24 protein-coding genes and 3 pseudogenes are annotated in these 24233 nt (G+C 67.1%); 14 read left to right on the top strand and 13 right to left on the bottom strand.

Translation table 11 applies throughout. From position 1 onward, the window contains the following. Positions 1-24: 24 nt before the first annotated feature. The 3 genes from exaC to PWF70_RS00795 all read right to left on the bottom strand — a co-directional run bounded on the left by exaC (position 25) and on the right by PWF70_RS00795 (position 3983). Positions 25-1548, bottom strand: coding sequence for an acetaldehyde dehydrogenase ExaC (gene exaC, locus PWF70_RS00805; protein ID WP_006360774.1), 1524 nt, complete (start codon positions 1546-1548; stop codon positions 25-27). A gap of 193 nt (positions 1549-1741) precedes the next feature. After that, a complete protein-coding gene (locus PWF70_RS00800; RefSeq protein WP_006360775.1) occupies positions 1742-3049 on the bottom strand; it encodes a GAF domain-containing protein in 1308 nt (435 codons plus the stop codon). 100 nt (positions 3050-3149) lie between these two features. Then, positions 3150-3983, bottom strand: coding sequence for a helix-turn-helix domain-containing protein (locus PWF70_RS00795; RefSeq protein ID WP_035755755.1), 834 nt, complete (start codon positions 3981-3983; stop codon positions 3150-3152). Between the two features lie 37 nt (positions 3984-4020). On the opposite strand from PWF70_RS00795, the gene PWF70_RS00790 reads away from it, so the two are divergent. Then, the gene (locus PWF70_RS00790; protein ID WP_035755756.1) at positions 4021-4584 is read left to right on the top strand and encodes a maleylpyruvate isomerase family mycothiol-dependent enzyme; all 564 of its coding nucleotides are present in this window, start codon (positions 4021-4023) and stop codon (positions 4582-4584) included. On the opposite strand, the gene PWF70_RS00785 is transcribed toward PWF70_RS00790, so the two are convergent. Beyond that, a complete protein-coding gene (locus PWF70_RS00785) occupies positions 4581-4835 on the bottom strand; it encodes a hypothetical protein (RefSeq protein WP_035755758.1) in 255 nt (84 codons plus the stop codon). The two genes, PWF70_RS00790 and PWF70_RS00785, sit on opposite strands and share 4 nt — an antisense overlap. Before the next feature lie 94 nt (positions 4836-4929). On the opposite strand from PWF70_RS00785, the gene PWF70_RS00780 reads away from it, so the two are divergent. Together PWF70_RS00780 and PWF70_RS00775 are read left to right on the top strand one after the other, a co-directional pair. Further along, positions 4930-5337 (top strand): YccF domain-containing protein, encoded by a 408-nt coding sequence (locus PWF70_RS00780; RefSeq protein WP_035755760.1) that lies wholly within the window; start codon positions 4930-4932, stop codon positions 5335-5337. 177 nt (positions 5338-5514) lie between these two features. Next, positions 5515-6381 (top strand): anti-sigma factor, encoded by an 867-nt coding sequence (locus tag PWF70_RS00775; RefSeq protein ID WP_035755762.1) that lies wholly within the window; start codon positions 5515-5517, stop codon positions 6379-6381. A 12-nt stretch (positions 6382-6393) separates the two neighbouring features. Here the strand turns inward: PWF70_RS00775 and PWF70_RS00770 are convergent, their stop codons facing one another. Then, positions 6394-7911, bottom strand: coding sequence for an ATP-dependent DNA ligase (locus tag PWF70_RS00770; protein ID WP_035755782.1), 1518 nt, complete (start codon positions 7909-7911; stop codon positions 6394-6396). A 63-nt stretch (positions 7912-7974) separates the two neighbouring features. Beyond that, positions 7975-9342, bottom strand: coding sequence for an MFS transporter (locus PWF70_RS00765; protein WP_035755764.1), 1368 nt, complete (start codon positions 9340-9342; stop codon positions 7975-7977). Positions 9343-9475: 133 nt separating this feature from the next. Between PWF70_RS00765 and PWF70_RS00760 the strand changes: the two genes are divergently transcribed. Further along, a complete protein-coding gene (locus PWF70_RS00760) occupies positions 9476-10078 on the top strand; it encodes a hypothetical protein (protein ID WP_035755766.1) in 603 nt (200 codons plus the stop codon). Between the two features lie 67 nt (positions 10079-10145). Here the strand turns inward: PWF70_RS00760 and PWF70_RS00755 are convergent, their stop codons facing one another. After that, positions 10146-10775 (bottom strand): MBL fold metallo-hydrolase, encoded by a 630-nt coding sequence (locus tag PWF70_RS00755; protein ID WP_006360786.1) that lies wholly within the window; start codon positions 10773-10775, stop codon positions 10146-10148. Further along, positions 10775-11863: an S-(hydroxymethyl)mycothiol dehydrogenase gene (locus tag PWF70_RS00750; RefSeq protein ID WP_279939976.1), complete on the bottom strand. Its 1089-nt coding sequence runs from the start codon at positions 11861-11863 to the stop codon at positions 10775-10777. The genes PWF70_RS00755 and PWF70_RS00750 overlap by 1 nt, the downstream gene beginning before the upstream one ends. Before the next feature lie 256 nt (positions 11864-12119). On the opposite strand from PWF70_RS00750, the gene PWF70_RS00745 reads away from it, so the two are divergent. Next, entirely contained in the window at positions 12120-12395 is a 276-nt protein-coding gene (locus tag PWF70_RS00745) for a DUF7218 family protein (RefSeq protein WP_035755770.1), read from the top strand. A gap of 271 nt (positions 12396-12666) precedes the next feature. Here PWF70_RS00745 and PWF70_RS00740 read toward each other — a convergent pair. Beyond that, positions 12667-13468 (bottom strand): annotated as a pseudogene (locus PWF70_RS00740) (helix-turn-helix transcriptional regulator). A 95-nt stretch (positions 13469-13563) separates the two neighbouring features. On the opposite strand from PWF70_RS00740, the gene PWF70_RS00735 reads away from it, so the two are divergent. Continuing rightward, the gene (locus PWF70_RS00735; protein WP_006360789.1) at positions 13564-15138 is read left to right on the top strand and encodes an AMP-binding protein; all 1575 of its coding nucleotides are present in this window, start codon (positions 13564-13566) and stop codon (positions 15136-15138) included. 228 nt (positions 15139-15366) lie between these two features. Here the strand turns inward: PWF70_RS00735 and PWF70_RS00730 are convergent, their stop codons facing one another. After that, entirely contained in the window at positions 15367-15984 is a 618-nt protein-coding gene (locus PWF70_RS00730; RefSeq protein WP_035755784.1) for a pyridoxamine 5'-phosphate oxidase family protein, read from the bottom strand. A 116-nt stretch (positions 15985-16100) separates the two neighbouring features. Between PWF70_RS00730 and PWF70_RS00725 the strand changes: the two genes are divergently transcribed. Beyond that, a complete protein-coding gene (locus PWF70_RS00725; protein WP_081724877.1) occupies positions 16101-16700 on the top strand; it encodes a mycothiol transferase in 600 nt (199 codons plus the stop codon). 1 nt (position 16701) lies between these two features. On the opposite strand, the gene PWF70_RS00720 is transcribed toward PWF70_RS00725, so the two are convergent. Then, positions 16702-18246 (bottom strand): molybdopterin-dependent oxidoreductase, encoded by a 1545-nt coding sequence (locus PWF70_RS00720; RefSeq protein WP_006360792.1) that lies wholly within the window; start codon positions 18244-18246, stop codon positions 16702-16704. A gap of 153 nt (positions 18247-18399) precedes the next feature. Between PWF70_RS00720 and PWF70_RS00715 the strand changes: the two genes are divergently transcribed. From PWF70_RS00715 to PWF70_RS00690, 6 genes and pseudogenes are all read left to right on the top strand, one after another. After that, positions 18400-19059 (top strand): fasciclin domain-containing protein, encoded by a 660-nt coding sequence (locus PWF70_RS00715; protein WP_006360793.1) that lies wholly within the window; start codon positions 18400-18402, stop codon positions 19057-19059. A gap of 315 nt (positions 19060-19374) precedes the next feature. Further along, positions 19375-20037 (top strand): fasciclin domain-containing protein, encoded by a 663-nt coding sequence (locus tag PWF70_RS00710; RefSeq protein WP_187346512.1) that lies wholly within the window; start codon positions 19375-19377, stop codon positions 20035-20037. A 280-nt stretch (positions 20038-20317) separates the two neighbouring features. Beyond that, positions 20318-20680, top strand: coding sequence for an ArsR/SmtB family transcription factor (locus PWF70_RS00705; protein ID WP_006360795.1), 363 nt, complete (start codon positions 20318-20320; stop codon positions 20678-20680). Further along, on the top strand, positions 20677-21753 hold the full coding sequence (arsB, locus tag PWF70_RS00700; RefSeq protein WP_006360796.1) for an ACR3 family arsenite efflux transporter: 1077 nt from the start codon (positions 20677-20679) through the stop codon (positions 21751-21753). Before PWF70_RS00705 ends, arsB begins: the two co-directional genes overlap by 4 nt. 138 nt (positions 21754-21891) lie before the next feature. After that, positions 21892-22317 (top strand): arsenate reductase ArsC, encoded by a 426-nt coding sequence (locus tag PWF70_RS00695; protein ID WP_155224898.1) that lies wholly within the window; start codon positions 21892-21894, stop codon positions 22315-22317. Continuing rightward, positions 22314-22723: pseudogene (locus tag PWF70_RS00690) on the top strand (arsenate-mycothiol transferase ArsC). Before PWF70_RS00695 ends, PWF70_RS00690 begins: the two are co-directional and overlap by 4 nt. Before the next feature lie 22 nt (positions 22724-22745). On the opposite strand, the gene PWF70_RS00685 reads toward PWF70_RS00690, so the two are convergent. Then, complete coding sequence (locus tag PWF70_RS00685; protein WP_185982029.1) at positions 22746-23231, bottom strand: ArsI/CadI family heavy metal resistance metalloenzyme; 486 nt, start codon at positions 23229-23231, stop codon at positions 22746-22748. Positions 23232-23328: 97 nt separating this feature from the next. Here PWF70_RS00685 and PWF70_RS00680 point away from each other — a divergent pair. Continuing rightward, positions 23329-23691 (top strand): annotated as a pseudogene (locus PWF70_RS00680) (Rv2640c family ArsR-like transcriptional regulator). A gap of 131 nt (positions 23692-23822) precedes the next feature. On the opposite strand, the gene PWF70_RS00675 reads toward PWF70_RS00680, so the two are convergent. Beyond that, on the bottom strand, positions 23823-24233 hold the full coding sequence (locus tag PWF70_RS00675) for a MerR family transcriptional regulator (RefSeq protein WP_035755927.1): 411 nt from the start codon (positions 24231-24233) through the stop codon (positions 23823-23825).

Below are 24233 nucleotides of genomic sequence, written 5' to 3'. Positions count from 1 at the left end.
ACCTTCTGTGGGTTGGTGAGTGGCTCAGAAGAAGCCCTTCGCGTTCTGAGCGTAACCGACCAGGAGGTTCTTGGTCTGCTGGTAGTGCTCGAGCATCATCAGGTGGTTCTCGCGACCGATGCCGGACTGCTTGTAGCCGCCGAAGGCAGCGTGTGCCGGGTAGTCGTGGTAGGTGTTGGTCCACACACGACCGGCCTGGATCTCGCGGCCCGCACGGTAGGCGGTCGCACCGTCGCGGCTCCACACGCCGGCACCGAGGCCGTACAGGGTGTCGTTGGCGATGTGCATGGCGTCGGAGAAGTCCTTGAAGGTGGTGACCGCGAGGACCGGGCCGAAGATCTCCTCCTGGAAGATGCGCATCTTGTTGTTGCCCTGGAAGACCGTCGGCTTGATGTAGAAGCCGCCGGACAGGTCGCCACCGAGATCCGCGACCTCGCCGCCGGTGAGCACCTGGGCGCCCTCGTCGCGACCGATGGCCAGGTACGACGAGATCTTCTCGAACTGGTCGTTCGATGCCTGTGCACCCATCATGGTGTCGGTGTCGAGCGGGTTGCCCTGCTTGATCTTCGAGACGCGGTCGACGGCCTTGGCGATGAACTCGTCGTAGATGTCCTGCTGGATCAGCGCGCGGCTCGGGCAGGTGCACACCTCGCCCTGGTTGAGCGCGAACATCGAGAAGCCTTCCAACGCACGGTCGAGGAAGCCGTCGTCGGATGCCATGACGTCGTTGAAGAAGATGTTGGGGCTCTTGCCACCGAGCTCGAGGGTGACCGGGATCAGGTTCTCCGACGCGTACTGCATGATCAGGCGTCCGGTGGTGGTCTCACCGGTGAAGGCGATCTTGCGGATGCGGTTGCTCGAAGCGAGGGGCTTGCCGGCCTCGACGCCGAATCCGTTGACCACGTTGAGAACACCGGCGGGCAGCAGGTCGCTGATGAGGCTCACCAGGTAGAGGATCGACGCCGGGGTCTGCTCGGCGGGCTTGAGCACCACCGCGTTGCCGGCGGCGAGAGCCGGGGCGAGCTTCCAGACGGCCATGAGGATCGGGAAGTTCCACGGGATGATCTGGCCGACGACGCCGAGCGGCTCGTGGAAGTGGTACGCCACGGTGTCTTCGTCGATCTCCGAGATCCCGCCCTGCTGGGCGCGCAGCGCACCGGCGAAGTAGCGGAAGTGATCGATGGCGAGCGGGATGTCGGCGGCGAGCGTCTCACGGACGGCCTTGCCGTTGTCCCAGGTCTCGGCGACCGCGAGCTTCTCGAGGTTCTCCTCCATGCGGTCGGCGATGCGGAGCAGTGCGAGGGAGCGCTCGGCGACGGGGGTCTTGCCCCACGCCGGGGCGGCCTTGTGGGCGGCGTCGAGGGCGAGGTCGATGTCCTCGGCGGTCGAGCGGGCGACCTCACAGAACGTCTTGCCGTCCACCGGCGACGGGTTCTCGAAGTACTGGCCCTTCACCGGCGGGGTCCACTGGCCGCCGATCCAGTTGTCGTAGCGCGACTCGTAGCTCATCACCGAGCCATCGGCACCGGGCTTTGCGAAGACGGTCATGGTCACTCCTTGCGTGTCGGCCTCTTCTCGAGGGCGCTGGACTCTGTCACGTAGGACACCCCTGGACGTCCGATGTGATCTGTTCCACACAGTAGGTGTGAGCTCGTTGCACGAGGGTTGCAACGTTCGCAATGCGCCCTGACCAGCCCTGTTGCCGGCTGCGACTCCCCACCGGCTGAGCTCCGTCGAAGCCTCAGACCCCGTAACGCTTGTCGAGCAACCTGATGCGGCCGCCGACGACGGCGCGGTCGGGGTGCCCGACCGGCAGACGGTGTTCGAGGCGACGCCACGCAACGAGGTCGTCGCGCCCGTGGACCGACGACGTCCACTTGCGCAGCGCGGCGACGTCGCCACCGGCGATGAGGCGTGACCGGAGGTCCTCACGCAGTTCCTCGAAGATCTCCGCGATGCCCGGCGCCGTCGACTCGACCAGCAATCCACCGCGGCCGAGGTCGTCGACCACCGACGCCAGGTCGGTTCCGCTCTCGATGCGGGACCGGATGTCGGAGATGTCGGAGGAGATGTCGAGAGTGAGGCGGTAGGGCCGGCTCGCGACGACGTCGGCGCCGAGATCGCGTCGTAGCCGGGAGATCTCGGCGCGCACGCTCACCGGATCGAGCCCCTCCTCGGCGAGCTTCAGGGCCAGCTGCTCGGTGTTGAGTCCCTCCGGAAAGGCCTGCAGCAGAACGAGGATCTCCGCGTGCCGCGGCGACACGGTGCGTGCACTGGTCGCGTCGGCGGTGCGGCGCCAGCGATGCGGACCGTCCCCGAGGACGGTGAGGTGGGCGGCGCTCGACCGCGCGACACCCGTGTGGAAGGTCGCCGGGTCGGCGAGGTCCACGGCGCTCGACTGCAGTTCCCGCTCCACCGCGGCGACCACCGACCGGACCGCCGCGAGCGCGAACGGGGCCGCGACCTCGCGTCCGCCGGTCACGTCGATCACGCCGATGACGTGCCCGGTGAACGGATCGTGCACCGGCGCCGCGGCGCAACTCCATTCCTGGACCGGACCGGCGAAGTGTTCGGGACCGACGATCTGGACACCGCGGTCGACGGCCAGGGCGAGACCGGGCGCGTTGGTGCCGACCGCTTCCTCGCTCCAGACCGAGCCCTCGACGAAGTTGATGTTGCCGGCCTTGTCCCGCGCGGCGGAGTCCCCCTCGACCCACAGCAGCCGTCCGACCTGGTCGGTCAGCGCGACGACGACTCCGGTGTCGGCGATCGCGTCGACCATGAGTGACTGGACCAGGGGTCGGACCGCGGTGATCGGGTGGGTCGCGCGGTACTCGGCGAACTCGTCGGCGGTCATCGTCGACACTGCTTCGCCGGTCGGCAACCCGTCGGCCGGACTGCCGTCGCTGGGATCGATGCCTCGGCTCAGTGAGCGAGCCCAGGAGTCACGGACGATGGAGCGGACCGCGTCCGTCGGGGGCGTGACACCGGAGAGGAATTCCTCATACGCACGGCGGATGCGTGTCGCCACCGCAGCCGCGTCAGTCATGCGCCCTCCGTCACTCGCCATATGCCGACGATTCTGCCTGGCAAACTGTGATCCCGGCAACAATCCGGGTTCACCAGCGTGTAGAGACTACTCGCCCTGGTCAAGCGAACCGCGAGGAGAACTCCCGAGGGGTCATCCCGGTGACGGCCTTGAAGTCGCGGACGAAGTGGGCCTCGTCGGCGTAGGAGAGTTCGGCGGCGAGATCGGCCAGGGTCTCGTCGGGTTCGCGAAGGCGTTCGGCCGCTTCCTGGAGGCGTCGGCGCTGGATGAGCCATTTCGGGGTGAGGCCGAGCCGGCGGCGGGTGAGTCGTTGCAGGCTGCGCTCGGTGACGTGGAACCGCTCGCAGATCTGCGCGACCGCGACCACCGTCGAATCGTTCTCGACCCAGTCGACGATCGCGTTGATCAGGCGACCGTCCTCGTCCATCGGGAGATACCCCCGCAGCCAGTTCTCGACGATGTCCGTCGCGGCACGCTGGGTGTCCTCGTCTTCCGGTGCACGTTCCATCACCGCGCGTACCGACCGTGCGAGGTTCGCGCCGGGCTCGCCGAAGACCACCGACAGTTCGTCGGATCGGTCGGTCCACCGGGCGACGTCTCCCACGAGCAGACCACCGGCCCCCGGGGTGAACATCACGCCGACCGCCCATCCGTCACCGGTGAGGACAGTCTCCGACAGGCCGGTGACCACCCCGTAGAAGCGGGCGTAAGTGTTGCTGATGACGAGCAGACACACCGGGTACTGCAGCACCCGTTGGGGTGCCTCCGCCCCGGGCGATACCGACCAGACCGGCACCCAGAACCGACGGACCATCTCGCCGAGATCTGGGTTCGGCCCCCACCGACCGATGCGGTGGCTCGCATCCGCGGGGTCGACGAGATGTGCGCGTTCGACGTCGTCGAGTCGCATCGATCCCGACTTGTCGGGTTTCATCAATCACCGTCCCCTGCAGTGGCGTTTGACTGTCATCATGACCACCACCACTGACAATGCACCACTGCGCGACCACTACAACTCCTATGCCATCGGTTTCGGCGACGTCATCGCGACCGTGCCCGCCGACGCCTGGTCCAACCCCTCGCCGTGTGACGGCTGGACGGCCCGCGACGTCGTGGGGCACGTCGTCGACACCCAGCGGGACTTCTTCGCCGGACACGGCGTCGACCTCGGCCCCGCCCCGTCGCTCGACGACCCCGTGGCGGCCTGGCGCACCCATCGGGACGCCGTCGCCACGCGTCTCGCCGATCCGTCCATCGCCGACCGCGCCTTCGACGGCCACTTCGGTCCGACCACCATCGGCGAGACCCTGATCCGCTTCTACGGTTTCGACATGATCGCCCATCGATGGGACGTCGCCGCCGCAGCCGGCCTCGGCCATCGCTTCACCGACGACCAACTCGCCGAGATGGAGACCGCGGCAGACGGTTTCGGGGACGCCCTCTACTCCGAAGGGGTCTGCGAGCGCGTCGACATCCCGGCCGGCGCCGACCGTCAGACCGCGCTGCTCGCCCGGCTGGGGAGGCGCGCCTTCTAGGGAATCCAGCCGTTGTGCCGCGGGTGCCGCACCCGCAGGTGGCTGTAGACATAGGTGCTCAGCAGCAGCGCGACACCGGCGCCGATCGCCGGCCACAGGAAGGCGTTGTCGAACGAATCGCGGACGGCCACGACGGCCCACCCGATGACGAACAGGATGAGGGAGATGGTCGCCAGGATGCGGATGACGAGGACCAGCGTGGCGACCAACGCCCACACCGCTTCCCGCGTCCGCCCCGACTGACCTCGCATGGGACCAATCGTAAGGTGGCCGTCCGGACGCCCGCACGTCGGTGCTGGTCACGCTTTCGTCCCCACCGCGCTCCGACACGTGGACAATGGACGGATGAAGACCATCCTGAACGTGATCTGGCTGCTGCTGTGCGGACTGTGGATGGCGATCGGCTACGTCGTCGCCGGCATCATCTGCTGCATCCTGATCATCACCATCCCGTTCGGCATCGCGTCGTTCCGGATGGCCAACTACGCACTCTGGCCGTTCGGCCGCACCGTCGTCCGCAAACCGACCGCCGGGGCGGCGTCGATGATCGGCAACGTCATCTGGATACTCGTCGCCGGCATCTGGCTGGCGATCGGCCACATCGCCACCGGACTCGCCCTCTGCATCACCATCATCGGCATTCCGCTGGGTATCGCGAGCTTCAAGATGGTGCCGGTTTCGCTGCTCCCGCTCGGCGCCGAGATCGTCCCCACCGGCCAGCAGATGCCCGGCGGGGTCCCCGCACGTATGTGAGACGACCGACCCATCCGATTCCGTCGTCGAGTCCGAAGAAGGGGCATGAGCCTCAGGCCCGGACCCGTTCGAGCGGCGGCGCTCTGCGTCCGCACATGCGGGCGAATATCTGCCGCCCATCGGTAGGACAGCAGCAGAAGGTGAACGCGGTACGACGCCGAGGGAAGGAGGTGTGCGATGACTGATCATCTCGATCCCGAATCAGCAGAATTGCTCGAACTCGCACCGGTGGTCGGGCTGAACGCACTGACCTCCGACGAGCTGCGCGACATCGAGGCACGGGTGGCCGCCGCTCCCGCGGACTTCCGCGAGTTGTTCGACAAGCAGGTCCGGGCCACGCGTGAGGCCATGGCCGCGGTCAGCGCCGCCACCGCGACACCTCCGCCGCCGGCGCTCCGTGAGCGGGTACTCGCCGCTGCGCGCGCCGAGGCGGGGCTCGACGAGCCGTCGGTACGCGACGCCACACCGGTCTCCGGGGTTCCGGCGATGCCGCCCGTCGGGGATCTCGAGGCCGAAGCTTCCGTTCCCCCACCGTCGGAGGAGATCGAACCACCCGCGGACTTCGACGCCCATCGACCCCGCCGCTCACGTCGATTCACCTATCTGACCGCAGCGGCCGTCGTCGCCATCGCGGCTGGCGCGCTCGGCTGGGCGATCGGATTGTCCAGCACCGAGCAACCGGCCGCTCCCGCACCAGTCGCTCTGCCGGCCGAGCAGGTGTTCTCTGCTGACGACCTACGCTCGACGAGCGCACCGGTCGCCACCGGGAGCGCCACCGTCTACGTGGCCGCGTCGGCCGATAGCGCTGTGCTGGTGATGAATTCGGTGCCGCCACCGGAACCCGGCACCGTGTACCAGATGTGGCTCGTCGGGCCCGGCGGCACGCGTTCGGCCGGCACCATGACCGACAAGGACGTCGAACCGGTCACCACCGCCGTGCTGTCCGGGATCAACACCGCCGACGCACTGGCGTTCACCGTCGAACCGCCCGGTGGCTCGGCGCATCCGACCAGCGCTCCGGTCGCGCAGCTGTCGTTGAGCTGATGCACGGAGAGGCTATTTGAGCAACGCGCGAATCGTCTCGATGCTGTCGGCGAGGTCGGGGGTCTTGTCGGGCCGGTAGCGCACGACCCGCGCGAATCGGAGCGCCACGCCGCCGGCATACCGCGAGCTCCGTTGCGCACCATCGAGTTCGATCTCGACGACGACCTGCGGACGAAGGTAGACCGTGTGGGCGTCGCGATGCGTCGCATGCTTCGGGAACTCCTCGGTCTGCCACCGGAGGATGTCGTCGGTGAGACCCTTGAACGTCTTGCCCACCATGATGAACTCGCCGGTCTCGGGGTCGCGGGCACCCAGGTGCAGGTTCGACAGCCAACCGGTCCGCCGGCCCGATCCCCACTCGGCACCGAGCACGACGAGATCGAAGGTGTGCGTGGGTTTGACCTTCTGCCAGGCCTTTCCGCGGCGTCCGGCGACGTAGAGCCCGTCGAGGGATTTGACCATCACGCCTTCGTGGCCGTCGGCCATCGCGGTGTCGAAGTGGCGTTTGGCCTCGTCGGCGGTCGGGCGGGTCACCGCGGGGATGCGAAGTTGCGGTGCGATCGAATCGATGGCGGCGAGACGCTCGGACAGCGGGCGGTCGATGAGGTCGACGCCGTCGAGGTGGAGGCAGTCGAAGAAGAACGGCTTGAGCAGACGCTCCGGTTCGCCGGCGGCGGTCGGCCCGGAACCGAAGCGGCTCATCGTGTCCTGGAACGACCGCGGGCGTCCGTCGTCGCTGAGCATGAGGGTCTCGCCGTCGAGGATGACCGAGTCGCAGGGCAGTCCGGCGATCACCTCGACGAGGTCGGGCACGTTCCCGGTGACGTCGCGGAGCGTGCGGGTGTACACCGAGATGTCGGTGCCCTTGCGGTGAACCTGGATTCGCGCACCGTCGAGTTTGTAGTCGACGACGAGGTCGGGACCGAGGAGTTCCAGGGCGGCGTCGAGGTTGTCGGCGGGCGTCGCGAGCATCGGTTCGACGGCGCGGCCCACCTCGAGTCCCACGCCGGCCAACGCCTCGGCGCCGAAACGTGCAAGGGCCGCGGTCTCCGGGAGCGATCCGGTGAGCATGTGGACGCGACGCACCGCGGTCAGCGATTCCCCGGTGACCTTGGCGATCGCATCGGTCATGACCCCGGCCAGCGCACCCTGGCGCAGTTCGCCGGTGAGCAGGGCGATGAGGAACTTCTGCTCGGGTTCGGTGGCGGCGGCGAACATCGCGGCGAGGATCTCGGCGCGGCGGGTCGTCGAACCGGGTCCGCTCGCGGCGGCGAGTTCACCGAAAGCGGCGTCGACCTCGGCGACCTCGAGCGACGGTTCTCCGGCCGGTTCGGACGCCAGTTTCGACAGCGACCGCCAGCCCACACCCAACCTGCCCTGCGGGATTTCACCCGACAGCCAGGCGACCACGATCGGCAGCTCGGCGTCGGCGGCAGTGGCCAGCAGGCCGGCGAGCACCTCGGTCTTGCGGGTGCGTGAGCGATCGCGTGCGACGTCAGACGACGTCTGCACCACGTCGATCAGCTTCATCCCTCCGAAGGTACCCGCCGGGTCCGACACCGCCGGGTACCTCGCGGTACCCGGCCCGGAAGGTCAGACCTCGCTCAGGTCGACCGTCTTGGTCTCCCGGACGCTGAGCAGTGCGATCAGCGTCGTGCACGCGGCGACGGCGAGGTAGACACCGACCCAACCCACACCGAAGTCGGCGACGATCCACGTCGCGATGAACGGCGCGACCGCGGCACCGATGATCGACGAGACGTTGTAGGAGATACCCGAACCCGTGTAGCGCACGTTGGTCGGGAACAGCTCCGGCAGGATCGCGCTCATCGGCCCGAAGGTGAGACCCATCAGGGTCATGCCGAGGATGAGGAAGAACAGCATCCGCCCGTTGTTCATCGACGACGGATCGAGGATCAGTGCGAAGAACAGACCGAAGACGATGATCATCACCGTGATCACGAGGAGGAACGCCCGACGGCCGTACTTGTCGGCAAGCCGTCCGGAGACCATCACGAATCCGGCGAAGAAGAGCACCGCGATGATCTGCAACTGCAGGAAGTCGGCGTAGCTGAACGACAGTTTCACGCCCGACGCGTCGGTCACCTTGCCGGTGCCGTACGAGACGATCCACGTCGTCACGATGTAGAAGAGCGTGTATGTCGCGACCATGATGAAGGTGCCGGCGATCAGCTGACGCCAGCTGGTCCTGACGACCTCGGCGAGCGGGGTCTTGACCTTCTTGCCCTCCTCGACGGCCTTGGCGAACACCGGCGTCTCGGTGAGCTTGAGACGCACGTACAGACCGATGACGACCATGATCGCACTGGCCAGGAACGGGATTCGCCATCCCCATGTCATGAACGCATGGTCGGCGGGCGAGGTCTTCGCGTCGAAGTCGAGGCCGAAGATCAGCAGCAGGAACATCCCGTTGGCGAAGAAGAAGCCGATCGGTGCACCCAGCTGCGGCCACATCGCCGCCCAGGCGCGTTTGCCCTTCTCCGCGGTCTCGGTCGCGAGAAGTGCTGCGCCGGACCATTCGCCGCCGAGTCCGAGACCCTGGCAGAAGCGCAGCAGCGCGAGCAGCGCCGGCGCGAGATAGCCCACCTGGTCGAAGGTCGGCAGGAGTCCGATCACGAAGGTGGCTATACCCATCGTGAGCAATGAGCCGACCAGTGTCGCCTTGCGTCCGATGCGGTCTCCGAAGTGGCCGAACAGGACCGAGCCGATCGGGCGTGCGACGAAGGCGAGTCCGAACGTCGCGAACGACGACAGCAGGGCGGCCGTGTCGTCGCCCTTCGGGAAGAACAGCACCGGGAACACCAGCACCGCGGCGGTGGCGTAGATGTAGAAGTCGAAGAACTCGACGCTTGTCCCGACCATCGAGGCGATGACTATTCGGCGCCGGGGTACCGGAGGCTGTTCGGGGTGGTCGAGATTGCGGACCGCGGACTCGCTCATTCGTGGCAGGTTACGCCTGAGGACTGCATCACATGACGAGGTAACCCCGCGATCTCTCGGCCCCTGGCGGCCGCAGATTGGGCGGCGGGCTTTGTGGGTACCCGTCCAAGGCCATGAATCGAGGAGGCCCCCCATGGATACCGCAGTATGGATCATCATCGCCGTCGTCGTCGTGATAGTCCTGCTCGCTCTTCTGTTGCTGTTCCTGCGTAAGCGTCAGGACGTCCGCCGGACGAAGGCACAGCAGATCCGCGAGAACGCGACCGACCAGGTGTCGGAGATGCGTCAGCGCGAGGCGATCGCCGAGGAGTCCGACGCGCGGGCACGCAAGGCCCAGGCCGAGGCCGACGCCAAGGCCGCCGAGGCAAAACGGCTTAACGAGCAGGCGAAAGCCCACGGCACGCAGGCGGCGGAGAAGCGGGACGAGGTCGAGAGCACCCTCGCCCGCGCCGACCAGCTCGATCCGGATGTCCGCGGCGATCGCGGCGATCGCGGACCGGTCGGGGACGACCGCCGGCACGACCCCGCCGGCCGGGAGACCCACATCCCCGGTACGCACGGTCACGGTCCGCAAGGCCCCGGAACACACGCTCCTGGGACCCCCGGTCCCGGCAATTCAGGTCCCGGAACCCCCGGTGCCGGCGGCCACAATCCCGACACTCATTCCGGCAGGCACGAATCGGGCGAGCACCTGCCCGGTGGCGGGCAACCGGGGCAGCCTCGGCAACAGCCGTGAGGTGACATGAAAGAACCCGGCGTGGGTGCCTGATCGGCAACCCTCGCCGGGTTCTTTGTTGCTCGGATCAGCTGCCGCGCTTGATCCATTCCTCTAGATGAGGTGCCTCGGCGGCGACGGTCGTGCCGTCGCCGTGACCAGTGTAGACCTTGGTCTCGGGATCGAGGGTGAAGATCTTCTCGGTGATCGAGGCGATGATCGTCGGGAAGCTCGAGTACGAGCGTCCCGTCGCGCCCGGGCCGCCCTGGAACAGGGTGTCACCGGAGAACAGCACACCCGCTTCGGGCAGGTGGATCACCGACGAGCCCGGCGAGTGGCCGGGCGTGTTGATGATCGTGAGCTCGGTGCCGGCGATGCTGATCTTCTGCCCGTCCTCGAGATCCTGGTGCGACACGTCGGGATGGGTGTCGTTCCAGAGCATGTCGTCTCCGGGGTGCAGGAGGATCGGCGCACCCGTGGCCTCGGACAGTTCCGGCGCGACGGTGACGTGGTCGTTGTGACCGTGGGTGAGCACGATCGCCTTCACCGTGCGGTCGCCGACGCCTTCGAGGATCGGTGCCGCCGAGTGCGCGGCGTCGATGATGATGACCTCGTCGTCGTTGCCGACGAGCCACACGTTGTTGTCGACGTCCCAGGTGCCGCCGTCGAGGCTGAAGGTGCCCGAGGTGACGACGTTGTCGATGCGCAGCCCGGCCATCAGAGTTCCACCACCGAACGCAGGACCTTGCCGGCCTCCATCGCCGAAAACGCGGCCTCGACGTCGTCGATGCCGATCCGTTCGGTGACGAACTTGTCGAGCGGCAGACGTCCCTGCTCGTACAGGTCGATGAGCATCGGGAAGTCACGCTCGGGCAGGCAGTCGCCGTACCACGAGGACTTCAGAGCGCCACCGCGCGAGAAGAAGTCGACGAGCGGCATCTCCAGGGTCATCTCCGGCGTCGGCACACCGACGAGGACGACGACGCCGGCGAGATCACGCGCGTAGAAGGCCTGCTTGTAGGTCTCCGGCCGGCCGACCGCGTCGATGACGACGTCGGCACCGTTGCCGTCGGTGAGGTCCCCGACCGCGGTGACCACGTCGTCGACCTTGCTGCCGTCGATGGTGTGGGTCGCGCCGAGCTCCTTGGCCCATTCGAGCTTGCCCGGGTCGCGGTCGATCGCGATGATCTTGGTCGCGCCGGCCAGCTTGGCGCCGGCGATCGCGGCATCACCCACACCGCCGCAACCGATCACGGCGACCGAGTCGCCGCGGCCGACGTTGCCGGTGTTCATGGCGGCACCGATGCCGGCCATCACGCCGCAACCGAGAAGACCGGCAACGGCCGGATCGGTGTCGGGATTGACCTTGGTGCACTGCAATTCGTGGATGAGGGTCTTCTCGGCGAAGGCGCCGATGCCCAGCGCCGGGGTCAGTTCGGTGCCGTCGGCGAGGGTCATCGGGACGCTCGCGTTGAAGGTGTCGAAGCAGTACCACGGACGGCCGCGCTTACATGCGCGGCACTCGCCACACACGGCGCGCCAGTTCAGGACGACGAAATCGCCGACCTCGACGTGGGTGACATCCGAGCCGACCGACTCGACGACGCCGGCCGCCTCGTGGCCCAGGAGGAAGGGGTACTCGTCGTTGATGCCGCCCTCGCGGTAGGCGAGGTCGGTGTGGCAGACACCGCAGGCCTTGATCGCCACGACGACATCACTCGCACCCGGGTCCGGGATCACGATGTCGACGACCTCCGTCGGCGACTTCTTGCTGCGCGAGATGACTCCCTTGACTGTCTGAGACATGCGTTCTGTTTCCTTCCGAAACTGCGTTGTCAGCGTTCGTATTCGTCTGTGTTCCCGGCCGTGGCGACAGGATTCGCCCTTACCGGACACATCGTCACAACCTTATCCGTACCCGCCATTACCGTCCACTCGTGTTCAACACCGTTAACTGCCGGTGTCCATATCGGGGTGCGAACTCCCCGGCTCAGGTTTGGTTGTACCCGCGACCGGGCACGCCCGTGGGAGAACCGATCGCGTCGACCACGAGGAGGCAGACATGGCGGAGAAGAAGCGCGACCCGGGACCGTCGGTCAAGGACGACGAGCTCTACGAGAAGCTGCGCGACGAGGGCAACTCGAAGGAAAAGTCCGCACGTATCGCCAATGCCGCGGCCAACAGCTCCCGGTCGGACGTGGGCCGCAGCGGCGGCACATCCGGTTCCTACGAGGACTGGACCGTCGACGAGCTCAAGGACCGCGCGAAGGAACTCGACATCAGCGGATACTCCGGCCTGAAGAAGGACGAGCTGATCGAGAAGCTACGCAGCCACTGACACGACGCAGACAGCACCGAAGCCGCCGTCCCTTGTGGGGTCGGCGGCTTCGGCGTGTTGAAGGACGATGCCGGTCAATGCGCCTCTCGGCGAGTGGCCGCTCGAAGCGGCAAAAGGGTTGAGGCCCGGGGCTTGAATCCGTCACCGTCGAGCTCTTCAACTGCGACCGTCCCGGATCTATTCCGGGCCCTCCGACGTGACCTCCGCCACCGGCGGTCCGTAGAAGAAATACGCGCTATGACCCCGGTTTTTCTACGGATTCCGGGCCGGGTCAGGGCAGCAGACCGGCGCGCCGGGCGGCGACCACGGCCTCGAGCCGCGACGACGCGTCGAGCTTGCGCATCGCATCCTTCATGTAGCTCTTGACCGTGTGCACGGTCAGGCCGAGGGCCTCGGCGATCCGCGCATTCGAGTAGCCGAGCGCGGCGAGCGACAGCACGTCCTGTTCGCGTCCGGTCAGCTCGACCACGGCCGAGTCGGCGGCGGCCTCGGCCAGCAGGAAATCGGTGACGGCGGCGAGTTGTTCGGCGAGACGGGCGTCGTCGACGGTGTCGACCAGCGAGCGCAGCCGCGCGTAGGCGGCGGTCATCCGGTCGCGCAGCTCGTCCTCGCTCTGGGCTCCGTGCTCCAGCCGGGCCCGCGAGGCCACGATCTCCTGCTCGACGGCGCGCGCCTCGGCGGCCAGGACGTCGAGCATGCGGCCACCGATCGGATCGGGGGTGTGCAGCGCGCCGTAGATGACCGCGACCGGCGTCCGGTTGACGATGATCGGCGCGGCCATCATCGCGCGGAGTCCCTCACGTTCGATGAGCGTGTTGTAGCGGTGGGTGATGTGCGGGGTGCGTAGGTAGTCCTCGACCACCATCGGCCGGTTCAGCGAGACGACCTTGCCGCCCAGCCCGTGCCCGACGTCGACCGAGAGTCCGGCCAGCGCACCTGCATGGTTGCCGGCGAAATGCTAGGCGCAGGCTCGTCGAATTGTTGACGACGCCGGCGAAGGCCAGGGGCACTCCGCTCGATTTGCGCACCCGTCGCAACGCGTCGGTGACGATCCCGCTCAACGGCTCGGGCATCTCACCTCTCTATCCCCCTCTTCGGAGGGTGGCAGGGACTACATACAGCGCATCACACTGTGACTCAGCTTACTCAGTCAAGAGCGAGGTTCACGATGACACAGGCCACCATGACCCCCACCCACATGGTCGACCGCTGGTTGGCAATCTACGGGGCGCCCGATGCCAACGCGGCGGCACTCCTCGTCGACGACCACGATCCCGACGCGGTCGCGTTCACCGTGATCGAGGTCGAGGCCTCCGCGGACGCCGACTCGGCCCCCGCGCCGATCACCACCGACGTGACCTACGGCGACCTCGCCGAGCGGTCCAAGCGCTTCGCATCGGCGCTGGCCGATCTCGGCGTCGGCCGTGGCGACACCGTCGGCGTCCTCATGGGCAAGCGCGAAGAGCTGGTCGTGTCACTGCTGGCCATCGCCCGCCTCGGCGCCGTCTACATCCCGCTGTTCACCGCCTTCGCCACCCCTGCCATCGAGATGCGCCTGACGTCCGGCAAGGCGAAGGTCGTGATCACCGAACCGAGCCAGGCGTCGAAGCTCGAGGGCATCGACGGGATTCGAGCGATCGTCGCCGGAGAAGAATTCGAGCAGCTGGTTTCCTCGAACGAGCCGATCGCCGAGTCGGTGGCCGTCGGTGGCGACGGCGCGCTGATCCTGCTCTTCACCAGCGGTACCACCGGTGCGCCCAAGGGTGTGCCGGTGCCGGTCAAGGCACTCGCCTCGTTCGTCGCCTACATGCACTACGGCCTCGACGTCCGTGACGACGACGTCTTCTGGAACGCCGCCGACCCGGGTTGGGCCTACGGCCTCTACTACGGCGTCCTCGGCCCGCTGGCCACCGGACACCGCAACCTGCTGCTCCACGCCGGCTTCAGCCCCGAGCTCACCGCGCAGATCCTCGGCGGTCTCGGAGTCACGAACTTCGCCGCGGCACCGACGGTCTACCGCACCCTGAGCAAGGATCCGCGGATCACCGGCTTCGCGCTGCGACGCGCGTCGTCGGCCGGCGAGCCCCTGACCCCCGACGTCATCGGCTGGGCCCAGCAGGCACTCGGCACCGAGGTCCGCGATCACTACGGCCAGACCGAGCACGGCATGTTCATCAACAACCACTGGCACTCCGACGTCTACGAGACGCTCGTCCCCGGCTCGATGGGCAAGCCGATGCCCGGTTTCGCCGCCGGCATCGTCGACGGCCAGATCGCGATCGACGTCCCCGCCAGCCCGCTCATGTGGTTCAGCGGTTACCTCGACGCCCCGGACAAGACCGCCGCCCGGTTCACCGAGGACCGCCGCTGGTACCTCACCGGCGACACCGGCCGCGCCGACGAGGAAGGCCGCTACTTCTTCTCCGCGCGCGACGACGACGTGATCATCATGGCCGGCTACCGCATCGGCCCCTTCGATGTGGAGAGCGTACTGATCACGCACCCGTCGGTGATCGACGTCGCGGTGGTCGGGCGACCCGACGAACTGCGCGGCGAGGTCATCGAGGCGTTCGTCGTCCTCGCTCCCGGCATCGAGGGCACCGAGGCCCTGGAGAAGGAGCTGCAGCAGCTGGTGAAGACCGAGTTCGCCGCGCACGCGTACCCGCGCACCGTGCACTTCGTCGACGCTCTCCCCAAGACCCCCAGCGGCAAGATCCAGCGGTTCCTGCTGCGCAAGGGATAGAGCCGACCGCGTCCCGGCGATCCCGGGACGCGGTCTTCCACGCGCGCGACCCAGCGGGTGCCCCCCTTCCGCTGGGCCGCGTCACCATCGAGCATCGCGGCCGGCTACCGCAATCCGGTCGGCCCGGTGACCTCGATCTCGGTTCGCAATGTCGCGAACCTTCGGCCGGCGGGTCATTCGCCCCCGGATGACCCGTCGGCCGGCTCCCACGACGTGCGACGGTCGACGCTACCCGGCCGGAGGTTCTGCCAACGCCAGAACCGAATCCGGGGGAGTCGCACCGGAATACGTGATCGGCGCGTCGTAGACCGTTCTCATCGGTACGACGCCGGTCCAGTCCGCGGACTCGACACCAGGTCCGCCCGTCCGCGCCTTCGCGATCCACTGGCCGTCGACGATCGGCAGCCGCAGTGCGACCGTGGCAGCGAGTTCTTTGCGCGTCGTCTTCCGGACTTCGGCGACACGGCCCGGAATGAGCTTGTCCGACAACACCTCCAGCACCGACTTCGCGTCGTCGACCGGCTCGAGAACACCCCGCACGACTGCCGACCGATAGTTGGCGGAGTGGTCGAAGAGGGTGTCCGCGATGACGAGTCCGTCCATCACGAACACCGTGAACGCAACGGGCGCACCGGTCGCGACGTGCCGCAGCGCGCCGGCCCCGGTCGATCCGTGCAGCAGGATGTCGTCCCCGTCGCGGGCGAACAGCATCGGCACCGACCACGGCAGCCCGTCGACGACCGTGCTGAGGGTTCCGACCTTCGCCTGGTCGAGGAGTTCGTCGAGTGCGGCGCGGTCGGTGGCACGGGCGGGCTTCCGGGTGAGCGCGTCGAGCGGAGATGTCATGGCGCCCATCGTCGGGCACGGTCGCCGCCGGCTCAACCGATATAGCCGCCATATCCCTCTGTAACGAGGACCGAAGCTGTCCGCAATGGGTCGTAACGTGGTTCTCACCAGCACGAATGATCATCAACGACGAACCGGAGAACACCATGGGCACCTACACCACCGCAGAACTCAGCGTCGACGTCACCGGCGAGAAGCTCGAACTCCTCACGCTACTGCAGGACCAGCGCAACCTGCTCAAGATCTCCGCCCGCAATCTCTCCGACGAGCAGGCTCGCAAGCAGTCCACGGTCAGCACACTGACCATCGGCGCTCTGATCAAGCACCTCGCCAACGGGGAGGAGAACGCCGCCACGATCATCACCGAACGCGACGAGAACGCCGAATTCGACATGAGCCGCGCGGCAACCGAGTACGAGTTGGTCGAGGGGGAGACCCTCGCCGGCTGGCTCGAGGCCTACGACCGCAACGCCGCTCGATTCGACCGCGTGATCGCCGACGCCGAGAGCCTCGACGAGGTCATCCCCCAGCCCACCGCGCCCTGGGCGCCCGAGCGCGAGTGGTCCACGATCCGCACCATGATCCTGCACCTGCTCCGCGAGACCTCTCACCACTGCGGACACGCCGACATCATCCGCGAAGCCCTCGACGGGCAGACCACCATGGGCGCCATCTCCGAGGGTCAGGACTGGGCCGACGCCGAGTGGATGCAGTAGCTCACTCGATGGTCACCGCCCGACTGTGCCAACCGGTGGCGCCCTCCGGGATGGGCGGCACCCGCTCCTCCGGCTGCGTCGCGCCGGTGGCGTCGGTCGCGCGGCAGTACAACGTGTGCCGCCCGGGCGTGGCGTCCCAGGTCCATGTCCACTGCCGCCAGGTGTCGGTCGAGTACTCGGTGGCGAGCTCGGCCGGGTTCCACGGTCCGTCGTCGACGCGGACTTCCACCGAACGGATTCCCCGATGCTGCGCCCACGCGGTGCCCGCGACGACCACCGGCCCCGCGGGCGTCGTCGACAGCGGCGCGGGCCGATCGATCCGCGACGCCGTCTTGATCGGTCCGCGCACGCCCCAGCCCCGCTGGGTCCAATAGGCCTCGGCACGATCGAAGCGGGTGATCTCCCAGTCGACGACCCACTTGCACGCCGACACATAACCGTAGAGACCGGGGATCAACTGCCGCACGGGGTATCCGTGCTCGATGGGTAGCGGTTCTCCGTTCATCCCGACGGCGAGCAGCGCATCGCGGCCGTCCCGGATCGCCTCGAGCGGGCTTCCCGACGTCCATCCGTCGACGCTGGTGGCCAGCAGCATGTCGGCTTCGGCGTGTACCCCGACCTCGGCGAGGATGTCGCGCATCGAGTATCCCAGCCAGCGAGCGTTCCCGGCGAGGTCGCCGCCCACCTCGTTGGACACACATGTGAGCGTGATGATCCGCTCGATAGCGGGCATCGACTGCAGATCGTCCCACCTCAGCGTCATCTCGCGGTCCACCATCCCGTGAATCCGCAACCGCCAATCCGCGGTGGTCAGCTGCGGGACCTGGAGCGCGGTGTCGATCCGGTAGAACTCGCGGTTGCCGGTCACGAACGGTGTCACCCCATCGATCCGCAACTCGGTACCCGGCGGAACCGGTCTGCTCGCCGAAATCGCGCGCGGCAGCCGAAGCCGCACGCGTTCGGCGAGAGCGCCACCGGTGTCCGCGGCACGCCGGGCCAGGCCGGCGCACACCGCGCCCGTCACGACAACGATCCCGACCGCACCGACGAACTGGCGGCGAGACCACCCCTCTGAACGGGACGCGTCCTCTTCGGACTCGTCTCCGACGGCACTCCCGCGCCCCAGCACCACCAGCACACCCACGGCCACCAGGCCGGCGGCGACCGGCGGCGCGGCGTAGGACACCTCCACCGTGGGTCGGGTCAACGCGGCAACCACGCCGACGGCCGCGAAGGCCAGGACGATCAGTACCCCGACGGGCGGGCGCTTGACTTGCAACACCCCGGCAGCCACGGCGATCAGCAGGATCGCCAACGCCATGCCTGCCAGCAACGCTGGCTTGTCGGCGGTTCCGAACCGGTCTATCGCGAACTCGCGGGCAAATGCAGGCGCATGGTCGACGAGGAACGCCGCGACCGCGCGATACGGTGACGCGAATTGCGAGATACCGATCGCGACGAGTTCGCCGACGGCCAGGCCTCCTGCCACGGCGACAACCCCGGACACCGCTGCCCGCACCGTCGACTCTCGAAACACTTGCACCATTGTCAGCTCCGTTTCCTCCGAGGGGAGTTCGCGCGGCGACAGCGGTCGGATTGGATCAATCCGGCACCGGACCAATCCGCGACGACTCGAGCCGCGAATGACACCTGAGTTCGGCCGGACGGTCGGACAACGACCTACTAGATTGGATGGACCATGGCCATCAAACAAATTCAGCGCCTCGTGGTCGCGGCGTCCGGGCTGGTGCTGGCCGTCGGCGTCATCGCCGGGTGTTCCAGCGACGACACCGACTCGGCCAGCAGCGCTTCCACCACCACTGCCATGTCGGAGATGACCAGCCAGTCCGCCGACACCGCGAGCGGACCGGTCGGCCCCGGCTGCGCGGACTACGCTTCGGCCAATCCGTCTGGCGCGGGCTCGGTTTCCGGGATGGCAATGGACCCGGTCGCCACTGCGGCATCGAACAACCCCGAACTTAAGACACTGACGCAGGCGTTGTCCGGGCAGCTGAATCCGGATGTGAACCTGGTCGACACACTCAACAACGGTGAGTACACGGTCTTCGCACCCACCGACGCGGCTTTCGCCAAGCTGCCGGCCGAAACCGTCGAGCAGCTCAAGACCGACTCGGATCTGTTGACCAAGATCCTTACCTACCACGTGGTTTCGGGCCAGGCCACGCCGGACAAGATCGTCGGTGAGCACAAGACCCTCGAGGGTCAGACCGTGACCGTGACCGGATCGCCGGACATGCTCAAGGTCAACGACTCGAGCGTGGTCTGTGGTGGAGTCGCCACCGCCAACGCGCAGGTCTACATGATCGACACGGTCCTTACGCCGCCTGCTGCAGAGTAGTTTTCGGAGCACATCGGCTCGCGGGCAACGGGTTACGCACCCCGAACCTCGAACCGCTGCCAAGATAGAATCTGCCGGTTCCCTGGATGAGGACGCCCCTCCTCCAGGGAACCGTCATGTGTGCGTTCAGCACTCGACCATCCGGCTACGGCCAGACCTCCATGGCACCAAGCCCCGAGTCCCAGGGCCGGTCTGCGGCGTGGACGCCAGAAATGACGGGCAATCTGACCCATCCAGTTCTCACACGGTGCCGAATGCACCTGTGAGGCTGCCATTCAATGCAGCCGAAACCCTCTCGGAGAGATTGGATCAACGATGATCAAGCGTGTTCCCCGTATCGCAGGAGCGGTGACCGGACTGGTCCTCGCCGTCGGCGTGATCGCCGGCTGTTCGAGTGACGATTCCGACTCGTCGAGCGAAACCACCAGCGCAGCAACCGGTATGAGCTCGATGACCACGAGCGCAGCCGCCGCTGACCCGGCTGCGAACCTCGTCGGCCCGGGTTGCGCGGCCTACGCCGAAGCCAATCCGTCCGGCCCCGCGTCGATCGCCGGAATGGCCACCGTCCCGGTTGCCACCGCCGCGTCGAACAACCCCGAGCTCACCACGCTGACCGCCGCTCTGTCCGGCCAGCTGAACCCCGACGTCAACCTCGTCGAGACGCTGAACAACGGTGAGTACACCGTCTTCGCCCCGACCGACGATGCGTTCGCCAAGCTGCCGCCGGAGACCGTCGAGCAGCTCAAGACCGACAAAGACCTGCTGACCAGCATCCTGACCTACCACGTCGTCGAGGGCCAGGCGACCCCCGACAAGGCTCTCGGCGAGCACACCACCCTCGAGGGCAAGAAGCTCACTGTGAGCGGCGAGGGCGACAACCTCAAGGTCAACGACGCGGGCATCGTGTGCGGTGGCGTCACCACCTCGAACGCCCAGGTCTACCTGATCGACGCCGTGCTGACCCCGCCGGCCTCGTAAGACCCACGACAGCAACAACATCGGTGGGCTGACACGCCCCGGACGCGGATGAGTCGGGACTCCGCGGACACCGATGACCAGCCGATACACCGGCCGGCCGGGCAACCCGGCAGTGTGAGACCACGCGCCGATTCCCTGAACGACGACGCTCGTTCAGGGAATCGGCGTGCGTGCGTCAGAAGCTGCGACCCCGATCAGAACTCCGGTCGTTCTGGGCATGCGCGCCCGCCTCGGTCGCGGGCGTCTTGTCGCCTGAATCGACGTATGTCAATATTGACGCGTGTCGAATAAGAATCTCCTGCTGTCACCGGGCCGCGGTCTGAGTGGTGACGAGACCGGGGCTGTCACCCCATTGTTGAAGGCGCTTGCGGATCCGGTTCGGCTGCGGTTGCTGTCCGAGGTCGCCGCGCATCCGGGCGGCGAGGCGTGCGTGTGCGACATCTCCGGACCGTTCGAACTGTCACAGCCGACGATCTCGCATCACCTGAAGGTGCTGCGCCAGGCAGGTCTGGTGACCAGCGAGCGCCGCGCGACCTGGGTGTACTACCGGGTGAACACCGAAGCGCTGCAGCAACTGTCGGACCTGCTGCGGGATCTCGCCGCGGTCGTGGGGGAAACCCGCTCGTGTGAGGCGGACCAGTGACCGCCACCGACACCGCAGTCGCGGGCAAGTTGTCGACGCTGGACCGGTTTCTGCCGGTGTGGATCGGCGCAGCGATGGTCGCCGGACTGCTGCTCGGTCGAGTCGTCCCCGGCCTGGGTGACACTTTGGCGGCGGTCGAGCTCGACGGCATCTCGCTGCCGATCGCCCTCGGATTGCTGATCATGATGTATCCGGTGCTGGCCAAGGTGCGCTACGACCGACTCGACTCGGTCACCGGTGATCGTCGCCTGTTACTCGGGTCGTTGGCGTTGAACTGGATAATCGGACCGGCGTTGATGTTCGCGCTGGCCTGGCTCCTGCTCCCGGATCTGCCGGAGTATCGGACCGGACTGATCATCGTGGGTCTGGCCCGATGCATCGCGATGGTCATCATCTGGAACGACCTGGCGTGCGGTGACCGCGAGGCCGCTGCTGTTCTCGTCGCCCTGAACTCGGTGTTCCAAGTGGTCATGTTCGCCGTGTTGGGTTGGTTCTACCTCTCGGTGTTGCCCGGCTGGCTGGGCCTGGAGCAGACCACCATCGACACCTCGCCGTGGCAGATCGCGAAGTCGGTGCTGATCTTCCTGGGTATACCTCTGGTCGCCGGCTTCCTCACCCGCCGCATCGGCGAGCGAACCAAAGGCCGCGACTGGTACGAGTCCTCGTTCCTGCCGCGTCTTGGGCCGTGGGCCCTTTACGGGTTGCTGTTCACCATCGTCATACTGTTCGCGTTGCAGGGGGAGCAGATCACGTCGCAGCCGTGGGACGTCGTGCGGATCGCTCTGCCGCTGCTGATCTACTTCGCGGTGATGTGGGGCGGCGGATTCGTCCTCGGCGCCGCGATGGGGCTGGGGTACGAGCGAACCACCACGCTGGCGTTCACCGCCGCCGGCAACAACTTCGAGCTCGCCATCGCCGTCGCGATCGCGACCTATGGTGCGACCTCCGGTCAGGCTCTTGCCGGAGTCATCGGCCCACTCATCGAGGTCCCCGTCCTCGTCGCGCTGGTCTACGTGTCCCTGGCGTTGCGGAAGCGCTTCTCCTCCCCTGCCGCTGTCAGCCCCGATGCTTGACCCGAGGGCCGACCACTCAACGAGATTCGTGCGATCCGCGACCATCTCGATACCCGAGTTCGCGAGCTCGCGGCCGAGCTCGCGGCCGAACGCGTATGACTTCCGACCTTCTCTCACAGCTGAAAGGGCTTGTGTTCCATGTCTTCCTCTCGACCTAGCGTGCTGTTCGTGTGCGTCCACAATGCCGGCCGATCGCAGATGGCCGCCGGTTTCCTGACCGCTCTCGGCCGGGACAGCGTCGAGGTCCGCTCCGCCGGATCCGCACCTGCCGACTCGATCAACCCCGCCGCTGTCGAGGCGATGGCTGAAGTCGGTATCGACATCTCGGCACAGTCACCGAAGATCCTCACCCCCGACACCGTCGAATCCTCCGACGTCGTGATCACCATGGGCTGTGGCGATGCGTGCCCGGTGTTCCCCGGCGTCAGCTACCGCGATTGGGCCCTCGACGACCCGGCCGGTCAAGGCATTGATGCGGTCCGCCCGATCCGCGATCAGATCCGCGCACTGGTCGCGGACCTGCTCGACGAACTGGTCCCCGCTAACCAGCAGGTCGGCCGATGAGCACACCACAGCAGGTGTTGTTCGTGTGCGTGAGCAACCGCGGCAAATCCGTGATGGCCGAATATCTCACGCCCACGGTCACCGACCGGATCGCAGCGTCCTCCGCCGGCACCAACGCCAAGATCGGCGGTCAGGTCAACGAACTGTCCGCCCAGGTGCTCGCCGAAGTCGGCGCTGATGTCGCCGGACACGAGCCGCGGCAACTGACCGACGAACTGATGCGCGCCGCTGATCTTGTCGTGGTGGTCGGCACCGCCGGGTCACCCCACCCGACGGCGTCGCCCTCGAGGTGTGGAAGACCGACGAACCCTCGACGCGAGGCATCGACGGCGTCGAGCGGATGCGCCTGATCCGCGACGACATCACCGCCCGGATTCGCGTTCTCGCCGACCGCATCACGGGGTAGGCGAGAACGCGAACCGAGGCTGTCAGCAGCAGGCTGTGCGCGCCTCGGCCTGGTCGGCGGCGCTGCCACCGCAGCACACCGAACCCTGCTCGGCATCCTCGGTGGCGTTTTGTTCCAGCAGTTTCGGGCTGGTCCCGAACGTCTCGGAGTCCGCGAGCACGGTGTAGACCTCCCACTTCTCCTTCGCCGGTCCGGTCACCCACACCTTGTCCTGCGTCGCGAAACAGCAGGTGGAGTTGATCTCCTCCTGGGTGAACAGGCCCTCCCCGGACAACCGGGCGATCTCGGCGTGCACCTTCTCGCTCGACTCGACCTCGACGCCGAGATGGTTGATCGTGCCGCCCTGGCCGGGATTCTCCAGCAGCACCAGCTTCAGGGGCGGCTCGACGATCGCGAAGTTGGCGTATCCCGGCTTGCGTTTGGCCGGGGTGGTGTTGAACAGCTTGGAGTAGAACTCGATCGCGGTATCGAGATCATCGACATTGAGCGCGAGCTGCATACGGGACATGACCATCACCTTCACCTGTGAGACATATATCGAACTACTGACACCTGCAGGGTGCCACCTTTTCGACATATGTCAAGTCCCGGGGTATGGTCGGGTCATGCCCAAGACCTTGCCGATGGTCGACATCAGTGCCCCTATTTGCTGCGCACCGGTGTCGGCGGCCCCGCTCGATGACGACACCGCGCTGGAGATCGCGTTGCGGCTCAAGGCGCTTGCCGATCCGGTCAGGATCAAGCTCGTCTCGATCCTGCTCGCCGATACCGGTGACGGGATCTGAACCTGTGACCTCGCGACCGCGGTCGGCCTCACCGAAGCAACCACAAGCCACCATCTGGGGCAGCTGCGCAAGGCCGGGATGGTCACCCCCGACCGACGAGGGATGAACGTCTACTACCGAGCGCAACCGGACTCGCTGGAAGCACTGCGCAATGTCCTCAGCGCCACCACGGGATGCTGCTGAATCGGCCCGGGTGACGATCCTTCAGGCGGCCGTCGGCGCTCTGAGCGCGGCGCCGGTGCCGGCGACCATTCTCGGGTTGTCGCGGATCGCGATGCTGTTTCCGCCGAGCGTCCAGATCGATGGATCGCGAGTCAGATCCGCTGGTTGGCGCTGATCTGGTCAGCGAGTTGTGCGGTCAGTTCGCGGGCGTACTCGAGTTGGCGCTCGAGCTTGCCGCAGGCGTCCTCGGTGCGGCTGCGGAACTCGGTGATGATGATCAGTGCCGCATGACGCTCGTGGTCGTGGGCGTCCGGGAGCGCGAGTGTGTCTTGAGCCGCCAGTAGGGCGCGCATGTCGTCGAGCGTGAAGCCGAGGGGCTTCATCCGGCGGATGACCAGGAGCCGGTCGATGTCGGCGCGGGTGTAGAGGCGGAAGCCCCCGGCGGAGCGTGCCGAGGGGGCGACCAGGCCGACATCGTCGTAGTGGCGGATGGTCTTGACCGATAGTTCGGTGGCAGCGGCGACTTCGCCGATCTGGAAGTGCTCGGTCTCGTTGGCGGTCAC

It is taken from the genome of Gordonia sp. Swx-4, assembly GCF_030316175.1.
In the GTDB taxonomy this organism is placed as follows: domain Bacteria; phylum Actinomycetota; class Actinomycetes; order Mycobacteriales; family Mycobacteriaceae; genus Gordonia; species Gordonia alkanivorans.
Note: the sequence above shows the minus strand (reverse complement) of the source record. Positions and strands in the feature narration are given on the sequence as shown.

Excerpts from the sequence above, each read along its gene's own strand:
- exaC (WP_006360774.1), bottom strand. The coding sequence starts at position 1,548 with ATGACCGTCTTCGCAAAGCCCGGTGCCGATGGCTCGGTGATGAGCTAC.
- PWF70_RS00800 (WP_006360775.1), bottom strand. The coding sequence starts at position 3,049 with ATGACTGACGCGGCTGCGGTGGCGACACGCATCCGCCGTGCGTATGAG.
- PWF70_RS00795 (WP_035755755.1), bottom strand. The coding sequence starts at position 3,983 with ATGAAACCCGACAAGTCGGGATCGATGCGACTCGACGACGTCGAACGC.
- PWF70_RS00790 (WP_035755756.1), top strand. The coding sequence starts at position 4,021 with ATGACCACCACCACTGACAATGCACCACTGCGCGACCACTACAACTCC.
- PWF70_RS00785 (WP_035755758.1), bottom strand. The coding sequence starts at position 4,835 with ATGCGAGGTCAGTCGGGGCGGACGCGGGAAGCGGTGTGGGCGTTGGTC.
- PWF70_RS00780 (WP_035755760.1), top strand. The coding sequence starts at position 4,930 with ATGAAGACCATCCTGAACGTGATCTGGCTGCTGCTGTGCGGACTGTGG.
- PWF70_RS00775 (WP_035755762.1), top strand. The coding sequence starts at position 5,515 with ATGACTGATCATCTCGATCCCGAATCAGCAGAATTGCTCGAACTCGCA.
- PWF70_RS00770 (WP_035755782.1), bottom strand. The coding sequence starts at position 7,911 with ATGAAGCTGATCGACGTGGTGCAGACGTCGTCTGACGTCGCACGCGAT.
- PWF70_RS00765 (WP_035755764.1), bottom strand. The coding sequence starts at position 9,342 with ATGAGCGAGTCCGCGGTCCGCAATCTCGACCACCCCGAACAGCCTCCG.
- PWF70_RS00760 (WP_035755766.1), top strand. The coding sequence starts at position 9,476 with ATGGATACCGCAGTATGGATCATCATCGCCGTCGTCGTCGTGATAGTC.
- PWF70_RS00755 (WP_006360786.1), bottom strand. The coding sequence starts at position 10,775 with ATGGCCGGGCTGCGCATCGACAACGTCGTCACCTCGGGCACCTTCAGC.
- PWF70_RS00750 (WP_279939976.1), bottom strand. The coding sequence starts at position 11,863 with ATGTCTCAGACAGTCAAGGGAGTCATCTCGCGCAGCAAGAAGTCGCCG.
- PWF70_RS00745 (WP_035755770.1), top strand. The coding sequence starts at position 12,120 with ATGGCGGAGAAGAAGCGCGACCCGGGACCGTCGGTCAAGGACGACGAG.
- PWF70_RS00735 (WP_006360789.1), top strand. The coding sequence starts at position 13,564 with ATGACACAGGCCACCATGACCCCCACCCACATGGTCGACCGCTGGTTG.
- PWF70_RS00730 (WP_035755784.1), bottom strand. The coding sequence starts at position 15,984 with ATGACATCTCCGCTCGACGCGCTCACCCGGAAGCCCGCCCGTGCCACC.
- PWF70_RS00725 (WP_081724877.1), top strand. The coding sequence starts at position 16,101 with ATGATCATCAACGACGAACCGGAGAACACCATGGGCACCTACACCACC.
- PWF70_RS00720 (WP_006360792.1), bottom strand. The coding sequence starts at position 18,246 with ATGGTGCAAGTGTTTCGAGAGTCGACGGTGCGGGCAGCGGTGTCCGGG.
- PWF70_RS00715 (WP_006360793.1), top strand. The coding sequence starts at position 18,400 with ATGGCCATCAAACAAATTCAGCGCCTCGTGGTCGCGGCGTCCGGGCTG.
- PWF70_RS00710 (WP_187346512.1), top strand. The coding sequence starts at position 19,375 with ATGATCAAGCGTGTTCCCCGTATCGCAGGAGCGGTGACCGGACTGGTC.
- PWF70_RS00695 (WP_155224898.1), top strand. The coding sequence starts at position 21,892 with ATGTCTTCCTCTCGACCTAGCGTGCTGTTCGTGTGCGTCCACAATGCC.
- PWF70_RS00685 (WP_185982029.1), bottom strand. The coding sequence starts at position 23,231 with ATGTCCCGTATGCAGCTCGCGCTCAATGTCGATGATCTCGATACCGCG.